This is a genomic window from Bradyrhizobium sp. RD5-C2 (genome assembly GCF_019972155.1).
GTDB lineage: Bacteria > Pseudomonadota > Alphaproteobacteria > Rhizobiales > Xanthobacteraceae > Bradyrhizobium.
This window is the reverse complement of sequence record NZ_BOVL01000024.1, coordinates 154,547-168,994: the sequence shown is the minus strand read 5'-3', so window position 1 is coordinate 168,994 and position 14,448 is coordinate 154,547. Positions and strand designations below refer to the sequence as shown.

The 14,448-nt window shown below is 63.9% G+C and carries 16 protein-coding genes; 10 read left to right on the top strand and 6 right to left on the bottom strand.

Annotation, left to right across the window (positions count from 1 at the left end; translation table 11 throughout):
• Positions 1-617 precede the first annotated feature (617 nt).
• The 3 genes from BraRD5C2_RS31690 to gyrA all read left to right on the top strand — a co-directional run bounded on the left by BraRD5C2_RS31690 (position 618) and on the right by gyrA (position 4,710).
• Entirely contained in the window at positions 618-1,112 is a 495-nt protein-coding gene (locus tag BraRD5C2_RS31690) for a single-stranded DNA-binding protein (RefSeq protein ID WP_097672149.1), read from the top strand.
• A 257-nt stretch (positions 1,113-1,369) separates the two neighbouring features.
• Positions 1,370-1,768 (top strand): DUF2306 domain-containing protein, encoded by a 399-nt coding sequence (locus BraRD5C2_RS31685; RefSeq protein ID WP_223975210.1) that lies wholly within the window; start codon positions 1,370-1,372, stop codon positions 1,766-1,768.
• 212 nt (positions 1,769-1,980) lie between these two features.
• Positions 1,981-4,710 carry a DNA gyrase subunit A gene (gyrA, locus tag BraRD5C2_RS31680; protein ID WP_223975208.1) on the top strand — a complete coding sequence of 910 codons (2,730 nt, stop codon included), beginning with the start codon at positions 1,981-1,983 and terminating at the stop codon, positions 4,708-4,710.
• A gap of 408 nt (positions 4,711-5,118) precedes the next feature.
• On the opposite strand, the gene BraRD5C2_RS31675 is transcribed toward gyrA, so the two are convergent.
• Positions 5,119-5,298 (bottom strand): hypothetical protein, encoded by a 180-nt coding sequence (locus tag BraRD5C2_RS31675; protein ID WP_092114072.1) that lies wholly within the window; start codon positions 5,296-5,298, stop codon positions 5,119-5,121.
• A gap of 259 nt (positions 5,299-5,557) precedes the next feature.
• On the opposite strand from BraRD5C2_RS31675, the gene BraRD5C2_RS31670 reads away from it, so the two are divergent.
• Both BraRD5C2_RS31670 and BraRD5C2_RS31665 read left to right on the top strand, forming a co-directional pair.
• On the top strand, positions 5,558-6,367 hold the full coding sequence (locus BraRD5C2_RS31670) for a transglutaminase-like domain-containing protein (RefSeq protein WP_223975206.1): 810 nt from the start codon (positions 5,558-5,560) through the stop codon (positions 6,365-6,367).
• Positions 6,364-6,555 (top strand): hypothetical protein, encoded by a 192-nt coding sequence (locus BraRD5C2_RS31665; RefSeq protein ID WP_223975205.1) that lies wholly within the window; start codon positions 6,364-6,366, stop codon positions 6,553-6,555. Before BraRD5C2_RS31670 ends, BraRD5C2_RS31665 begins: the two co-directional genes overlap by 4 nt.
• Before the next feature lie 46 nt (positions 6,556-6,601).
• Here the strand turns inward: BraRD5C2_RS31665 and BraRD5C2_RS31660 are convergent, their stop codons facing one another.
• The 3 genes from BraRD5C2_RS31660 to BraRD5C2_RS31650 form a co-directional block, all read right to left on the bottom strand.
• Positions 6,602-7,579: a phosphotransferase family protein gene (locus tag BraRD5C2_RS31660; protein WP_223975203.1), complete on the bottom strand. Its 978-nt coding sequence runs from the start codon at positions 7,577-7,579 to the stop codon at positions 6,602-6,604.
• 111 nt (positions 7,580-7,690) lie between these two features.
• Positions 7,691-9,589 (bottom strand): potassium transporter Kup, encoded by a 1,899-nt coding sequence (locus BraRD5C2_RS31655; protein WP_374708069.1) that lies wholly within the window; start codon positions 9,587-9,589, stop codon positions 7,691-7,693.
• A gap of 154 nt (positions 9,590-9,743) precedes the next feature.
• On the bottom strand, positions 9,744-10,001 hold the full coding sequence (locus BraRD5C2_RS31650) for a hypothetical protein (RefSeq protein ID WP_223975201.1): 258 nt from the start codon (positions 9,999-10,001) through the stop codon (positions 9,744-9,746).
• Positions 10,002-10,267: 266 nt separating this feature from the next.
• Here BraRD5C2_RS31650 and coaD point away from each other — a divergent pair, with 266 nt between their 5' ends.
• The 5 genes from coaD to queA all read left to right on the top strand — a co-directional run bounded on the left by coaD (position 10,268) and on the right by queA (position 13,452).
• Positions 10,268-10,765, top strand: coding sequence for a pantetheine-phosphate adenylyltransferase (coaD, locus tag BraRD5C2_RS31645; RefSeq protein ID WP_092114077.1), 498 nt, complete (start codon positions 10,268-10,270; stop codon positions 10,763-10,765).
• A 47-nt stretch (positions 10,766-10,812) separates the two neighbouring features.
• Positions 10,813-11,376, top strand: a complete 564-nt coding sequence (locus BraRD5C2_RS31640) for a peptidylprolyl isomerase (protein ID WP_173643492.1) — start codon at positions 10,813-10,815, stop codon at positions 11,374-11,376.
• 6 nt (positions 11,377-11,382) lie between these two features.
• Entirely contained in the window at positions 11,383-11,823 is a 441-nt protein-coding gene (locus BraRD5C2_RS31635) for a TonB C-terminal domain-containing protein (RefSeq protein WP_223975199.1), read from the top strand.
• Entirely contained in the window at positions 11,799-12,263 is a 465-nt protein-coding gene (locus BraRD5C2_RS31630) for a peptidylprolyl isomerase (RefSeq protein ID WP_223975197.1), read from the top strand. The genes BraRD5C2_RS31635 and BraRD5C2_RS31630 overlap by 25 nt, the downstream gene beginning before the upstream one ends.
• A 112-nt stretch (positions 12,264-12,375) precedes the next feature.
• Positions 12,376-13,452 carry a tRNA preQ1(34) S-adenosylmethionine ribosyltransferase-isomerase QueA gene (gene queA / locus BraRD5C2_RS31625; protein WP_223975195.1) on the top strand — a complete coding sequence of 359 codons (1,077 nt, stop codon included), beginning with the start codon at positions 12,376-12,378 and terminating at the stop codon, positions 13,450-13,452.
• 3 nt (positions 13,453-13,455) lie between these two features.
• Here the strand turns inward: queA and BraRD5C2_RS31620 are convergent, their stop codons facing one another.
• The gene (locus BraRD5C2_RS31620; RefSeq protein WP_223975193.1) at positions 13,456-13,968 is read right to left on the bottom strand and encodes a GNAT family N-acetyltransferase; all 513 of its coding nucleotides are present in this window, start codon (positions 13,966-13,968) and stop codon (positions 13,456-13,458) included.
• Between the two features lie 91 nt (positions 13,969-14,059).
• Positions 14,060-14,392: a tautomerase family protein gene (locus BraRD5C2_RS31615; protein ID WP_223975191.1), complete on the bottom strand. Its 333-nt coding sequence runs from the start codon at positions 14,390-14,392 to the stop codon at positions 14,060-14,062.
• Between the last annotated feature and the right edge of the window lie 56 nt (positions 14,393-14,448).

The following is a 14,448-nucleotide window of genomic DNA, read 5'->3' as shown; positions in this document are numbered from 1 at the left end:
ATTTGGGCCCCGACCCCCAGCCGCCGTTGGCGCCGATGTAGAAGCCGCTCCAGTCATAGACGGCGGCGATCATCGGCGGCGCCTTGGTGTAGGGGCGCGCAGCGAGATCGGCAGCCGCGGCAGGCGCAGCGAACGCAATCAGGCCAACCGTAGCGAGCAAAAACTTCTTCATAATCAAACCCCCAGCTTCCCAATCGGCTTCCAACGGTCCCGAAGCGCGACTTCAGACGCGAGCGCCCGTCTGATGGGTGGTAGCTATACGCTGATTCAACCTGAAGCGCCGTCTCCCAAATGCAACACTCGCAGAAGAAGTATCGACAAGGCAAGGCATTGATTTAACTTACATTTGTGTAGGGCGTCAGAGCCCGCTGGTGGTCGGGCCGAAATCGGCGGCCACTCCATCACCACCGGCTGCTTCTACGGCTGGTTGTGGCGAACAAAACTGGAACATTGTCGGCTGCGATGCTATATCCTGAATATCGTGGATAACCGCGCGACGGCGAGGGCATCGAGCCGGTACCGGCCGTATAGGTCATTCGCGACGCCTGCGAGTAAGTGGCGATGGTTGAGAGTGGCGGCCGATGTCCGGTGCCCGGTTCTTGAGCGGAGATGATGCGATGGCGGGAAGCGTGAACAAGGTGATCCTGGTTGGAAACCTCGGCAAGGATCCGGAAATCCGGCGGACGCAGGACGGCCGACCGATCGCAAATCTTTCCATCGCCACCTCGGAAACCTGGCGCGACAAGGGCACCGGCGAGCGCAAGGAAAAGACCGAGTGGCACCGCGTCGTGATCTTCAACGAGGGCCTCTGCAAGGTCGCCGAGCAGTATCTGAAGAAGGGCGCCAAGGTGTACATCGAGGGTCAATTGCAGACCCGCAAATGGACCGACCAGAGCGGCGTCGAGAAGTACTCGACCGAGGTCGTGCTGCAGGGCTTCAACTCCAACCTCACCATGCTCGACGGGCGGGGCGGTGGAGGCGGCAGCTTCGCCGATGATGGCGGCGGCAGCGATTTCGGCTCGTCCGGTCCGGTCAGCTCGGCGCCGCGCCGTGCGGTCGCCGCCGGCGGCGGCAGCCGCAACAGCGACATGGACGACGACATCCCGTTCTGATCGCAGGTCAGGCTTTCCGAGATTCCGTCAGACGCCGTTCCGTGACGATCATTATCCCGGAGCGGCGCTGAGATTTGTCGCGGAAGTTTCCTCGTGTGGATTATGAGGATAACTCTCTAAACGCCTGCATGACCTTGTCTAACCGAGGGCGACCAGCGCGAGTTCCCCGGACTTTGACACAGACCAATGTGAATGATATTTACATTGGCCTGCGGCGAGCGACGTCTGGCCGCGAGCTTCACTCGAGGGCTGCCATCATGAGCCTCGCGCCATTGCTCGACGCTGCGCCTGCGATCCCGCTCCATGCCTTCGCCGCGATGGCCGCCTTCGTGCTCGGCTCCATCCAGTTCGCCGCACCGAAGGGCACGCTGCCGCACCGGACGCTGGGCTGGATCTGGGTGATCCTGATGCTGGTGGTCGCCGGGAGCTCGTTCTGGATCCATCAGATCAAGCTGGTGGGCCCGTGGAGCCCGATCCATCTGCTGTCGATCTTCTCGCTGGGTATGCTGGTGCTCGGCGTGACGGCCGCGCGGAGCCACAATGTCCGCCGCCACAAGTTCACGATGATGGGCATTTTCTTCGGCGCGCTGGTCATTGCCGGGATATTCACTTTCGTGCCCGGGCGGATCATGCACGCGGTGATTTTCGGCCAATAATCGGATGATCGGGGCGTTGCGAAGGCCGGTTCCACCAGGTCTTCGCGACCTTGCAACCGCCGGGCTAAGCAGGCGCGTCGCAAACCTGCAATGCGGCTGGTAAGTGCATGAAAAAACGAAGGGAAAAACGGCTTGCCGGAGCCGTGCAAGGGTGGTTATCAGGCCCTCGATGGTCTATATGATTCTCCAGCAGAACTGACCGGATTTCCCCTTTGTCCGAACCCGAAGACGACAAGCCCGGCGAGCCGCCGGTGCCCTCAGATATTCGTCCCGTTTCCATTCTCGACGAGATGAAGAAGTCCTACCTCGATTACGCGATGAGCGTGATCGTGTCGCGTGCGTTGCCCGATGCGCGCGATGGGCTCAAGCCGGTGCACCGGCGCATCCTCTATTCGATGCATGAGCAGGGACACACCCCGGACAAGAAATACGTTAAGTCCGCGCGCGTCGTCGGCGACGTGATCGGTAAGTATCACCCGCATGGCGACCAGTCGATTTACGACGCGATGGTCCGCATGGCGCAGGACTTCTCGCTGCGGGTGCCGCTGATCGACGGCCAAGGCAATTTCGGCTCAGTCGACGGCGATCCGCCGGCGGCCTACCGATATACCGAGGCTCGGCTGACGAAGGCGGCGCTTGCCGTCCTCGCCGACATCGACATGGACACCGTCGATTTCCAGCCGAACTACGACAACTCGGAGAAAGAGCCGGCGGTTCTGCCGGCCCGGTTCCCGAACCTCCTGGTCAATGGCGCCGGCGGCATCGCCGTCGGCATGGCGACCAACATCCCGCCGCACAACCTCGGCGAGGTCGTCGACGCCTGCGTGGCGCTGATCGACAATCCGGCGCTCACGATCGACGAGTTGATCGACATCATTCCCGGACCGGACTTCCCGACCGGCGGCATCATCCTGGGCCGCCAGGGCATCCGCTCGGCCTACCATCTGGGCCGCGGCTCGATCGTGATGCGCGGCAAGGTGGCGATCGACACCATCAGGAAAGATCGCGAAGCGATCATCATCACCGAGATTCCCTATCAGGTGAACAAGGCGACGATGGTCGAGCGCATCGCCGATCTCGTCAAAGAGAAGAAGATCGAGGGCATCGGCGACCTGCGCGACGAGTCCGACCGCGACGGCTATCGCGTCGTCATCGAGCTGAAGCGCGAAGCGGTGCCCGACGTGGTGCTGAACCAGCTCTACCGGTTCACGCCGCTGCAGACGAATTTCCCGGCCAACATCCTGGCGCTGGATTCCGGCCGTCCGCAGACGATGAATCTGAAGGACCTGCTCACCATCTTCGTCGCGTTCCGCGAACAGGTGGTCACCCGGCGGACCAAGTTCCTGCTCGGCAAGGCCCGCGATCGCGCCCACATCTTGGTCGGCCTCGCGATCGCGGTCGCCAACATCGATGAGATGATCCGTGTCATTCGAACCTCGCCCGATCCGAACACCGCGCGCGAGGCCCTGATGTCGCGCGACTGGCCGGCACGCGACGTCGAGGCGATGATCACGCTGATCGACGATCCCCGGCATCGCATCAACGATGACGGCACGCTCCGGCTGTCGATGGAGCAGGCCAGGGCCATCCTCGATCTCCGGCTGCAGCGCCTGACCGCACTGGGGCGGGACGAAATATCCGAGGAGCTCGACAAGCTCGCGGCCGAGATCGCCGACTATCTCGACATCCTGCGCTCGCGCGCGCGCGTGCAGGGCATCGTCAAGACCGAGCTCGCCGAGGTGAAGCAGCAGTTCGCCACCCCGCGCAAGACCGTGATCATCGAGCATGAAGGCGAGGTCGAGGACGAGGACCTGATCCAGCGCGAGGACATGGTCGTCACCGTGTCGCATGCGGGCTACGTCAAGCGCGTGCCGCTGTCGACCTACCGGGCGCAGCGCCGCGGCGGCAAGGGCCGCGCCGGCATGCAGACCCGCGACGAGGATTTCGTCGCGCGCCTGTTCGTGGCCTCGACCCACACGCCGGTGCTGTTCTTCTCGTCACGCGGCCAAGTCTACAAGGAGAAGGTCTGGCGGCTGCCGATGGCGGCGCCAAACGCGCGCGGCAAGGCGCTGATCAACATCCTGCCGCTGGAGCAGGGCGAGCGCATCACCACGATCATGCCGCTGCCGGAGGATGAATCCTCCTGGGGCAATCTCGACGTGATGTTCGCGACCACCAGCGGCACTGTTCGCCGCAACAAGCTGTCCGATTTCGTCGACGTCCGCCGCTCCGGCATCATCGCCATGAAGCTCGGCGAGGGCGAGGCGATCGTCGACGTGCAGATCTGCACCGAGCGCGACGACGTGCTGCTGACCGCCGCCGGCGGGCAATGCATCCGCTTCCCGGTCACCGATGTGCGCGTCTTCACCGGCCGCACCTCGATGGGCGTGCGCGGCATTGCGCTGGCCGAGGCGGACAAGCTGATTTCGCTGTCGATCCTACGCCATGTCGAGACCACTTCGGACGAGCGCTCGGCCTACCTGAAGATGCGCCGCGCGGTGGCCGGCGAGGCCACGACCGAAGAACCGGTCGAGGCAGAGGGCGAGGAGCCTGCGAACGATGCGATCCAGCTGTCGCAGGAGCGCTATGCCGAGCTGTCGGCGGCCGAGCAGGTGGTGCTGACCGTCTCCGTCAACGGCTTCGGCAAGCGGACCTCGTCTTACGAGTACCGCACCACCGGCCGCGGCGGCAAAGGCATCGTCGCGATGAGCGTCAACAACCGCAACGGCAATCTGGTGGCGTCGTTCCCGGTCGAGGACGCCGACCAGATCATGCTGGTCACCGACAAGGGCCAGCTGATCCGCTGCCCGGTGGCCGACATCCGCGTCGCCGGCCGCTCGACCCAGGGCGTGATCGTGTTCGACACCGCCGAGGACGAGCATGTCGTCTCGGTCGAGCACATTCCGGAGGAAGAGAACGGCGCGAATGGGAACGGCGAGTAGGGCCGTTCCCGAACGTGGTTCGTTGCAGGCGGCTCAAGGTCGGGGCGCCACGCCAGGTTGACTGATGCCTGATTGCTTGGGCGCGCAGGGCTGCGCCCATACGTCGTTTCGCCGGGCTTCGCGAACGTGCGTCTCTGTTCGTCGAAGGGCGCCCCGCTCAGGGCGTCTGGGGCGCGGATAGCATTGTGAACAGAACGCTATCGCCGTCCCGTTGCGCTGTTTCGCGTGACGTCGCGTAGCCGTGCACGAGCTCCAAACCGCCTTCGGAGACATGCCATTTCCAGCGAGTGGGCTCTTTCTGCGCACTCACGACAACCTCGAGAAGACGAACGCGGGTTTGTTTGGCCATCTTGCCGACATGCGTCTGAGTTGGCATTTGCCGATGCGCCCAATCCGGTCGCGCCGGAGCTATTTCTTCTTCCTCGGCGGTGGAGGATTGATCTCGGCGATCTTGCGCAGGCAATCGGCTTCGGTGTCATGCGGGCCGGTCACGAATGTCCCGCTGACCTTTGTGGAATACCAACCGGACGTCACGCCGAGGCGCACGGACTCTTCAGTCTTGACGTGACGAGGCGAGAGATTTTGCATGAAGCTCTTTCGGTGAGTGCGTTCGAATCTTTCTCGAACGCACGGAGGAGGCTTTCGACCATCCGACTGGAACTTCGTCGGGTTCGCCTCGCGCTGGAAAGCCGCGCCAGTCGGCAAGCGTCGTCGTTCCTGCGCGCGATTGCAGCAAATAGCCAGCACTTTCTCGCGCGATACGGGTATTTGTCCGATCAGGCAGATCGTACCTTGTATTCGACCGCATCGTCGCCATGTCGGTAGGACATAGAGGAACGTATTTCGAATGAAGCTTCGCGTCGGATTCGAAATGCACTACGAGTTCCCGCAGCCAACGCCCATGATCATGGTGCTGGGCACGCATTTCACGCGCGCATCCGATATCATCGTCCCCGACCACCTGACCACCAGCCCGGCGGTGCCGATCACGCCGTACCGCGATGGATTCGGCAATTGGTGCAGCCGTATCGTTGCGCCGGCCGGTCCAATGCGCCTGGCGGCCGATGGCGTCGTGCGCGACAGCGGCGAGCCTGATCCGGTGTTTGCTTCGGCCGGTCAGCACGCGGTCGAGGACTTGCCGGCGGACACGCTGGTCTATCTGCTGGGCAGCCGCTATTGCGAGACTGACCGGCTTTCGGAAATTGCATGGAAGTTGTTCGAGGGCACGCCGCCGGGCTGGCCGCGGGTCCAGGCCATTTGCGATTTCGTCCATCGCCACATCGCTTTCGGCTACGAGCACGCCCGCGCCACCAAGACGGCGCGGGAGGTCTTCGACGAAGGCAAGGGCGTGTGCCGCGACTACGCGCATCTGGCTATTGCGTTCTGCCGCTGCATGAACATTCCGGCGCGCTATTGCACCGGCTATCTCAGCGACATCGGCACCCCGCTGCCTTGGGCGGCTGGTGATTTCGCCGGCTGGTTCGAGGCCTATATCGGCGGCCGCTGGCATATGTTCGATCCGCGGAACAACGTGCCGAGGATTGGACGGGTTTTGATCGCACAGGGACGGGATGCCTCCGACGTTCCGATCACCCAGACGTTTGGGCCAAACACGCTGGTTTCGTTCAAGGTCTGGACCGACGAGGTCGCGTCATGACGGATGATCCCCAAGTCCTCAGTTCGGACGAGTTCGCCTCCCTGGTCGAGGTCGGCAAGGGTGAAGGGCAACGGGAGATTCCTCAGTTGCACGGGGAGCGACTTGTCGGTCTCGGTTACGCAGTCAGACGGCTCGGTGAACTCGGCCTGACCGCATCCGGCGTGCGTCGTCTCGCGGCGGGCGAATAGGCCGTCCGGCCTTTGCCAGGCCTTCGATGCCCGCGTCCGATTTCGGTCAATAAGCCACGGCCTGACTGGTCGAATTCTCGAGCTCTCTGGTGAGGCCGGCCAGCGCATCCGCTTTGCCGATCTGCGCGAACCAGCACCACAGCTCTAACATGGAGGCGAGCCGGTAGAGCGCGATCGTCGCTTTCCAGTCTGGGCGATCGAGCGCGCCATAGCCGGCGAGCAATCCTTCACGCCGCGCCGCATCCTTCGGGGTGAAGTAGTACAGCGCCTTGGCGATATCCATCAGGGGATCGCCGGCCGTCGCGTTCTCGAAATCGACGATGCAGCAGAGTTGCGACTTTCCTTCCGGCGTCACCAGCACGTTGCCGGCATGGAGATCGTAGTGGCAGAGGCGGGGCCTGTCGGCGGCGTCGAGCAGGTGCGCACGGGCGGCGATGCCGGTCCGGAGCCGCTCGGCCAGCGCCCTGTCGCCGCCGCGGGTACAAAACTCGGTCAGCTTGCGGTCGAACTGCGCGGACATGTAGGCGCGGTTGGTGGGGTGGGGCGTCCAGACCCCGCTTGGGCCGATATAGCCGAAACTGTCGAGCGTGATTTCGTTGATCCTGCGCAGCGCCGCGCCCATCTCGGCGAAGATCGCAAACTGCTCCTGATGGCTCAGCTCCGGATCGCGCCGGCTGAGCTCGACGCCGTCGAGTTTGCTCATCAGCACGAAGCTGAGATCGATCACCGAACGGGTGTCGTCGGCGAGCAGAATGCGCGGGACGGGGATATCGGCGTCGCGCAACAGCCCGTGGACATAGACCTCCTTCGCCATCTTCCAATGCAGCTGGGCGGGGTAGACCTTGAGGATGCGGTTCGGTGCATCCGCCAGCACGATCTCGAGGATCGTGCTGATCTCGCCGCCGCGCAGCTCAGTGATGCCTGCCACGCGCCTGCGTGGCGCAACACGATCAATGATCGCCTGCGCCTGGTCGATCGAAATCGCCAGCCGCGGCTTCAGCTGAAGAGGCGGATCGTCTGACATTGCCGGTTATCGTAGCCCGGATGCAGCGCAGCGAAATCCGGGGTCCTTGCGATGTGGTTTTGTTTGTCCCGGATTGCGCTGCGCTGCATCCGGGCTACGCAAGCCGCTCGATCAAATCTCGATCTCGGTGCCGAACTCCACGACCTGACCGGTCGGCACGCCAAAGAAGGCCGCGGAACGCTCGGCGTTGCGCTGCAGGAAGGCGAACAGCGATTCACGCCACACCCACATGCCCGGGATATCCTCGCTTGGAATGATGGTTTCGCGGCCGATATAGTAGGTCACGTCGGAGAGATCGATGCCGGGTAGCTTGGCCTGCAGGCAGGCGGTCTTCAGCCCCTCATAGATCGTCGGATACTGCATGAAGCCGTAATGCAGGACGATGCGGGTGATGCCGGGGCTGATCTCGAGCACATTGGCGCGTTCCTCGTCCGAGATCCGCGGGCGCTCCTCGATCAGCACGGTGACCAATAGCACGCGCTGATGCAGCACGTGATTGTGCTTGACGAACTGGGTCAGCGCGAGCGGCACGCCATTGGGGGCCGAGGCCAGGAACACCGCGGTGCCGGGCAGGCGGGCGCTGCATTTGTTGACCGCGGTCTCGATCAGATCCTCTTCCGGCTGACGCAACTTGCCGCGCGCCTTTTCGACCAGCTTGACGCCGCTGCGCCAGGTCAGCATCAGGAACGCCACCGCGGCCGCCAGCAGCAGCGGGAACCAGCCGCCCTCGAACAGTTTCTCGGTGTTCGCCGCAAAGAAGATCGCGTCGATGATGAAGAAGAAGCCGTTCACCGCGATCACGATGATCGGCGAATAGCCCCACTGGATCGCGACCAGGGCTGCGAGCAGCGTGGTGATCGCCATCAACAGCGACACGGCGATGCCGTAGGCGCCGGCCAGCGCGTCCGAGGTGCCGAAGGCGAGCACGGCGCCGAGCGTTCCCGCCGCAAGCAGCCAGTTCACCAGCGGCACGTAGATCTGTCCGATCGCATCGCTCGTGGTGTGGCGGATATGCATCCGCGGCAGGAAGCCGAGCTGGATCGACTGCTGGGTCAGCGAGAACACACCGGAGATGATGGCCTGCGAGGCGATCACGGTGGCAACGGTCGCGAGCAGGACGAGCGGGTAATGCGCCCAGTCAGGAGCGAGCTGGAAGAACGGGTTATCGATCGAGCTCGGATCGTTGATCAGCTCGCCGGCCTGGCCGAAATAGTTCAGTACCAGCGCGGGCAGGCAGATCGCGAACCAGGCGAGCCGGATCGGAAAGCGGCCGAAATGCCCCATGTCGGCATACATGGCCTCACCGCCGGTCACCGCGAGGAACGCGGCGCCGAGGATGGCAAAGCTGACGTGAAAATCCTGATGGATCAGGAAATCGAACGCATAGAACGGGCTCAGCGCGACCAGCACGCCGGGCGCCTTGACGATGCCGTGAATGCCGAGCGCTGCGAGCACGGCGAACCAGAACAGCATCACCGGGCCGAAGATCTTGCCGATGAAGCCCGTGCCCTGCTTCTGCATGAAGAACAGGCCGATCAGGATCACGACGGTGAGCGGTACCACGGCCGGCGTCAGCGACGGCGCATCGACCTTGAGGCCTTCGATCGCCGACAGCACGGAAATGGCCGGCGTGATCGCGCCGTCGCCATAGAGCAGGGCGGCGCCGATGAGGCCAACGACCAGCAGATGGGCGCGCCAGGTGCCGGGCGCCGCGTTGCGTGCGGAGAGCAGCGCCAGCAGCGCGACGATGCCGCCTTCGCCGCGGTTGTCCGCGCGCAGGATCAGCATGGCGTATTTGACGGAAATGATCAGGATCAGTGCCCACAGGATCAGCGACACCGTGCCCAGCACGGCAGCTTGGCTGAGTGGCCCACCATGCGCGGCGGCCTTGGCGGCTTCCTTCAGGGCGTAGAGGGGGCTGGTACCGATGTCGCCGTAGACAACACCCAGGGCACCGAGCGTGACGGCAAACGGGATCGGGCTGGTTGGAGGATGGCCAGAAGAAACGATGGCGGGCGTACTGGTCACGGCAATCCCCCGATGGCTTGCGCCCGCCGGGTGATCCGGTCGGGCGCCTTAGACGATAGTCTGCGACGGGACGTCGCAAATTACCATTGGGTTTTGTGTGACGGACGGAAGTGACGCCTTTACGGGTCAGAAGTGACTACGGGGTCCGATCGGCGGTGACGAGGCGGGCTTCGCGAACCACCGTCTTGTTGCCGGCACTGCGCAGGCAGGAGGCTTCGAAATTCGGCCACGCCTGCTGCGAGCACTCCTTGCCGACCGAGTGGACGTCGAGACGGTCGCTCTTGGCCAGCGGCTGCGGGGTGGAGGCTGCGACCTGAGGCGCAAAGCCCGGCAGAACGGTGAGCGCGGCGGCAATGAACGCGGCAACGGCGATAGCGGAAAGTGCCTTGATCATGACGGTCCCCATATGATCGGACCCCCCGGGCCCGTCGTTTCGTTGTCCAATCTCTACCGGCCGCAGGTTTCCTGGTGTCTTCGCCAGGGTGGAAAATGGTTTCATCGCCGGCCGGTTTTGTTTCGTCCGCCAACGGCCGACGAAACATTCACCACGTAGACGCTGGCATCCCAGGACTCGTTCACTGGGCGAGCAGGTATTTATTTCGCGCGACGGGTGGAACCCGGGCGGCTTGCCGGGACGAGCCGGGCGGGTTAGGAGGGACGATGTCCCGTATCGCGCTCTATCCCGGCTCCTTCGATCCCGTCACCAACGGCCATCTGGACGTGGTCCGGCAAGCCGTCGGCCTGTGCGACCGCCTGGTCGTCGCCGTCGCCATCCATGCCGGCAAAAAGCCGCTGTTCTCGACCGAGGAACGGCTGGACATGCTGCGCGAGGTGTGCGGCCCGATTGCCCAACAGGCGGGCTGCGCCTTCGATTGCACCACCTATGACAATCTGACCGTGACGGCGGCGCGCAAGCTCGGCGCGACCATCATGATTCGCGGCCTGCGCGACGGCACCGATCTCGACTACGAGATGCAGTTGGCCGGTATGAACGAGGCGATGGCGCCCGAGGTGCATACTGTGTTCGTTCCGGCGTCGGTCGCGGTCCGCCCGATCACCGCCACACTGGTGCGCCAAATCGCCCAGATGGGCGGCGACTTCTCTGCATTCGTGCCGTCATCAGTCGCCGCTAGCCTGAAGGCCAAGTTCGCCGGCTGATGCCGGCGGCCTGCCACATCCAGAACGCCCAGAGGTCCGGAGTTTCCATGATCCGCATTCTTGCATTCGTTGCCGCGCTGCTCTGCGTCGTGCCTGCGGTCGCGCAGCCACTGCCTGCCAATCTCGACAAGGCCAATGCGATCGTGATCGACACCACCAAGGGCCGCATCGTCATCAAGCTGCGCACCGACATCGCGCCCCAGCATGCCGAGCGCATCAAGCAGCTGGCGCGCGAGGGCTTCTACAACAACGTTCCGTTCCATCGCGTGATGGATGGCTTCATGGCGCAGACCGGCGACGGCCAGAACTTCAACGGCACCGGCGGCTCGAAATATCCGAACCTGAAGCAGGAATTCTCGCAGGTCCCGTTCAAGCGCGGCATCGTCGGCATGGCCCGGCGCGGCGACAGTGTCGACAGCGCCAATTCGCAGTTCTTCATCATGTTCGCCGACGGATCGAGCCTCAACGGCCAGTACACCGTGGTCGGCGAGGTGGTGTCGGGCATGGACGTGGTCGACAAGCTGAAGAAGGCTCCCGCGGGCTCTCCCGGCGGCGCCGTCACCGATCCCGACAAGATGGTGAAGGTGCAGGTCGCATCCGACATCAAGTGATCGGCGATGGCGGCGCGCAGCAAGCCACTTGCCTGGTTCGCCGCGCCGCTGGTGCTGTGGCTCGCGCTGACCGGATCGGCGGCGGCCGAGCCGGAGCAACTCAATACGATCCGGGACGTTGTTCTGGCGATCCATCGCTGCTGGCGGCCGCCGGCGGCGGACAAGGCCGCTCCGATCGACATTACCGTCATTGTCAGCTTCAACCGTGAGGGCGCGATCCTCGGGCATCCCAGGATCAGCTATGAATCGCAGGAAGCGACCGACAACGACCGGATCGCGTACCGGGTCGCGGTGATGGAGGCGTTGCAACGCTGCACGCCGATGCCATTTACCGAGAGCCTGGGCGGCGCGGTTGCGGGCCGTCCATTCGCGATCCCGTTCCGGAATAAGAAATATCCACCCCGAAGCCAGGAGAAGCGAGCATGGCTGCTACCGAAAATACTCTGATCCTCGAAACCACCCAGGGCCCGGTCACGATCGAGATGCGCCCGGATCTTGCGCCCGGTCACGTCGCGCGGATCAAGGAGTTGGTGCGCGAAGGCTTCTACGACGGCATCGTGTTCCATCGCGTGATCGACGGCTTCATGGCGCAGACCGGCTGCCCGCAGGGCACCGGCATGGGCGGTTCCGGCAAGAAGCTGAAGGCCGAGTTCAACAAGGAGCCGCATGTCCGCGGCACCACCTCGATGGCGCGCGCCGCCAGTCCGGATTCCGGCGACAGCCAGTTCTTCATCTGCTTCGACGACGCCTCCTTCCTCAACGGCCAGTACACGGTCTGGGGCAAGGTCACCGAGGGCATGGAGAACGTCGACAAGATCAAGCGCGGCGAGCCGGTGAAGGATCCGGACAAGATCGTCAAGGCGCGCATGGCCGCCGACGCGGCTTGAGCTATTCGCTGTCATTCCGGGGCGATGCGCAGCATCGAACCCGGAATCTCGAGATTCCGGGTTCACGCTTCGCGCGCCCCGGAATGACGGCGCTGAAGTAATAGTCACCGCCATGCGCACCGATCTCTTCGATTTCGAACTGCCGCCCGAGAGCATCGCGCTTCGCCCCGCGAGCCCGCGCGATTCCGCGCGGATGCTGGTGGTGCATCCGGACGGCGTGCTGCGCGACGCCACGATTGCCGACCTGCCGCATTGGCTGGAGGCGGGTGATCAGATCGTCGTCAACGACACCAAGGTGATCGCGGCCCAGCTCAGGGGCCGCCGCATCGGGCGCGAGACCGAGCCGAAGATCGAGGCGACCTTGATCAAACGGCTCGACGGCTCGCGCTGGCAGGCGCTGGTGAAGCCGGCGAAGAAGCTTGCGCCCGGCGACACCATCCGCTTCGGCAATGAGGGCAAGGTCTGCCTGCTCGGCAATCTCGATGCAGAGGTCGAGGCCAAGGGGCAGGAGGGCGAGGTGACGCTGTCATTCTCGTTCCATGGTCCGGTGCTCGACCAGGCCATCGCCGATGTCGGCGCCACGCCGCTGCCGCCCTACATCGCCTCCAAGCGCACGCCTGACGACCAGGACGTCAGCGACTACCAGACCATGTTCGCCACCAATGAAGGCGCAGTTGCCGCGCCGACGGCGGGGCTGCATTTCACGCCGGCGCTGGAAGCCACGCTGAAGAGCCGCGGGGTCGCGCTGCATCGCCTGACGCTGCATGTCGGGGCAGGGACATTCCTGCCGGTCAAGGCAGATGAGACTTCCGAACACAAGATGCATGCCGAATGGGGCTGCATCAGCGCCGAGACCGCGTCTGCCCTGAATGCAGCACGCGCAAAGGGTGGCCGGATCGTCGCTATCGGCACCACGTCGCTGCGGCTGCTGGAGAGTGCCGCAAATGCTGACGGCACCATCCAGCCGTTCGCGGCGGAAACCTCGATCTTCATCACGCCGGGCTATCGCTTCCGCGCGGTCGATATCCTGCTGACGAACTTCCATTTGCCGCGCTCGACGCTGTTCATGCTGGTCTCAGCATTCTCCGGCCTCGAGACGATGCAGCCCGCTTACGCGCACGCGATCAAGGACGGCTACCGGTTCTATTCGTACGGCGATGCCTGCCTGCTGTTCCGCGCAGGCGACTGAAGGTCACGCGCGAGGCTCAAGCTTCGCGCAGAGATAGCGCACCGTCTTCGCGCCGCCGTCGATCGTGGCCCGGCCGACTTCCTCGAAGCCGAGCGAACTGTGGAATGCGTCCGACGTCGGGTTCGGCGGTTCGACGTTGACCTCGCAGACGACGCGGCCGAGGTCGCGCTGTGCAGTCTGCTGGAACACCTCGCGGTAGAGCATGCGCGCCAGTCCGTACCGCCGCCACGCTGCCCCAACGACGATGCGATCGACGTAGATGAACCGGTCCATCCGGCGGCGAAACCAGCCGAAATGCGTGCCGTCGTACTCGTCGCAATGCGCAAACGCCAACAGCAGTGCGGCGGAAGGCGGCACGAACAGCGCGATCGATGCGGTATCGATCAATTGCGCGAAACGCTGCGCCGTCAGCAGCGAAGTCTCCCGCGCGCTGGCGTTGTTCAGGTGCAGGAGGTCGTCGCGCTCAGAATGAGTGTGAAGATCTCTGATCTCGAACTGTTCGGATGAGGAATGCATATCGAGAAGGGGTCCATCGGCAACGCATCGAAGTGGGTTACGGCAGCTCGCCCGATGGTGTGACTTGAGCGAGTTTCACCGGGCATGCCCGTCAGACGTCAACCTTGAACCCGAGGTCAATTTCGGACGCGGGCAAACCTCCGCGTAAACCCCAATTGTCGGATGGAACCTCGATCAGAACGGTCTTGATCTCATTGGCGGGCACCCCGAGGGCGGCGAGGTTTGCCACCACGGCGCTGTAGAGCGCTCTCTTGGCCGCCAGCGATCGTCCGGAAAACAGCAAGATCTCGATCCGTGTGTAGCGCTCCGATCGGCCGGTGGGCACGATCCGGGCGGCGTCGTCATAGAGGTCGAGCACGACATAGCGGTCGTAGTCAGGGATTTTCAGCGCCGCGAGCAGGGCGTCCTGGACGGCTTCAATCACCTCGGTCTCGATGCCGCGGGCCCAAATGCCGGTCGTGATCCGAGTGCTTGGCATGA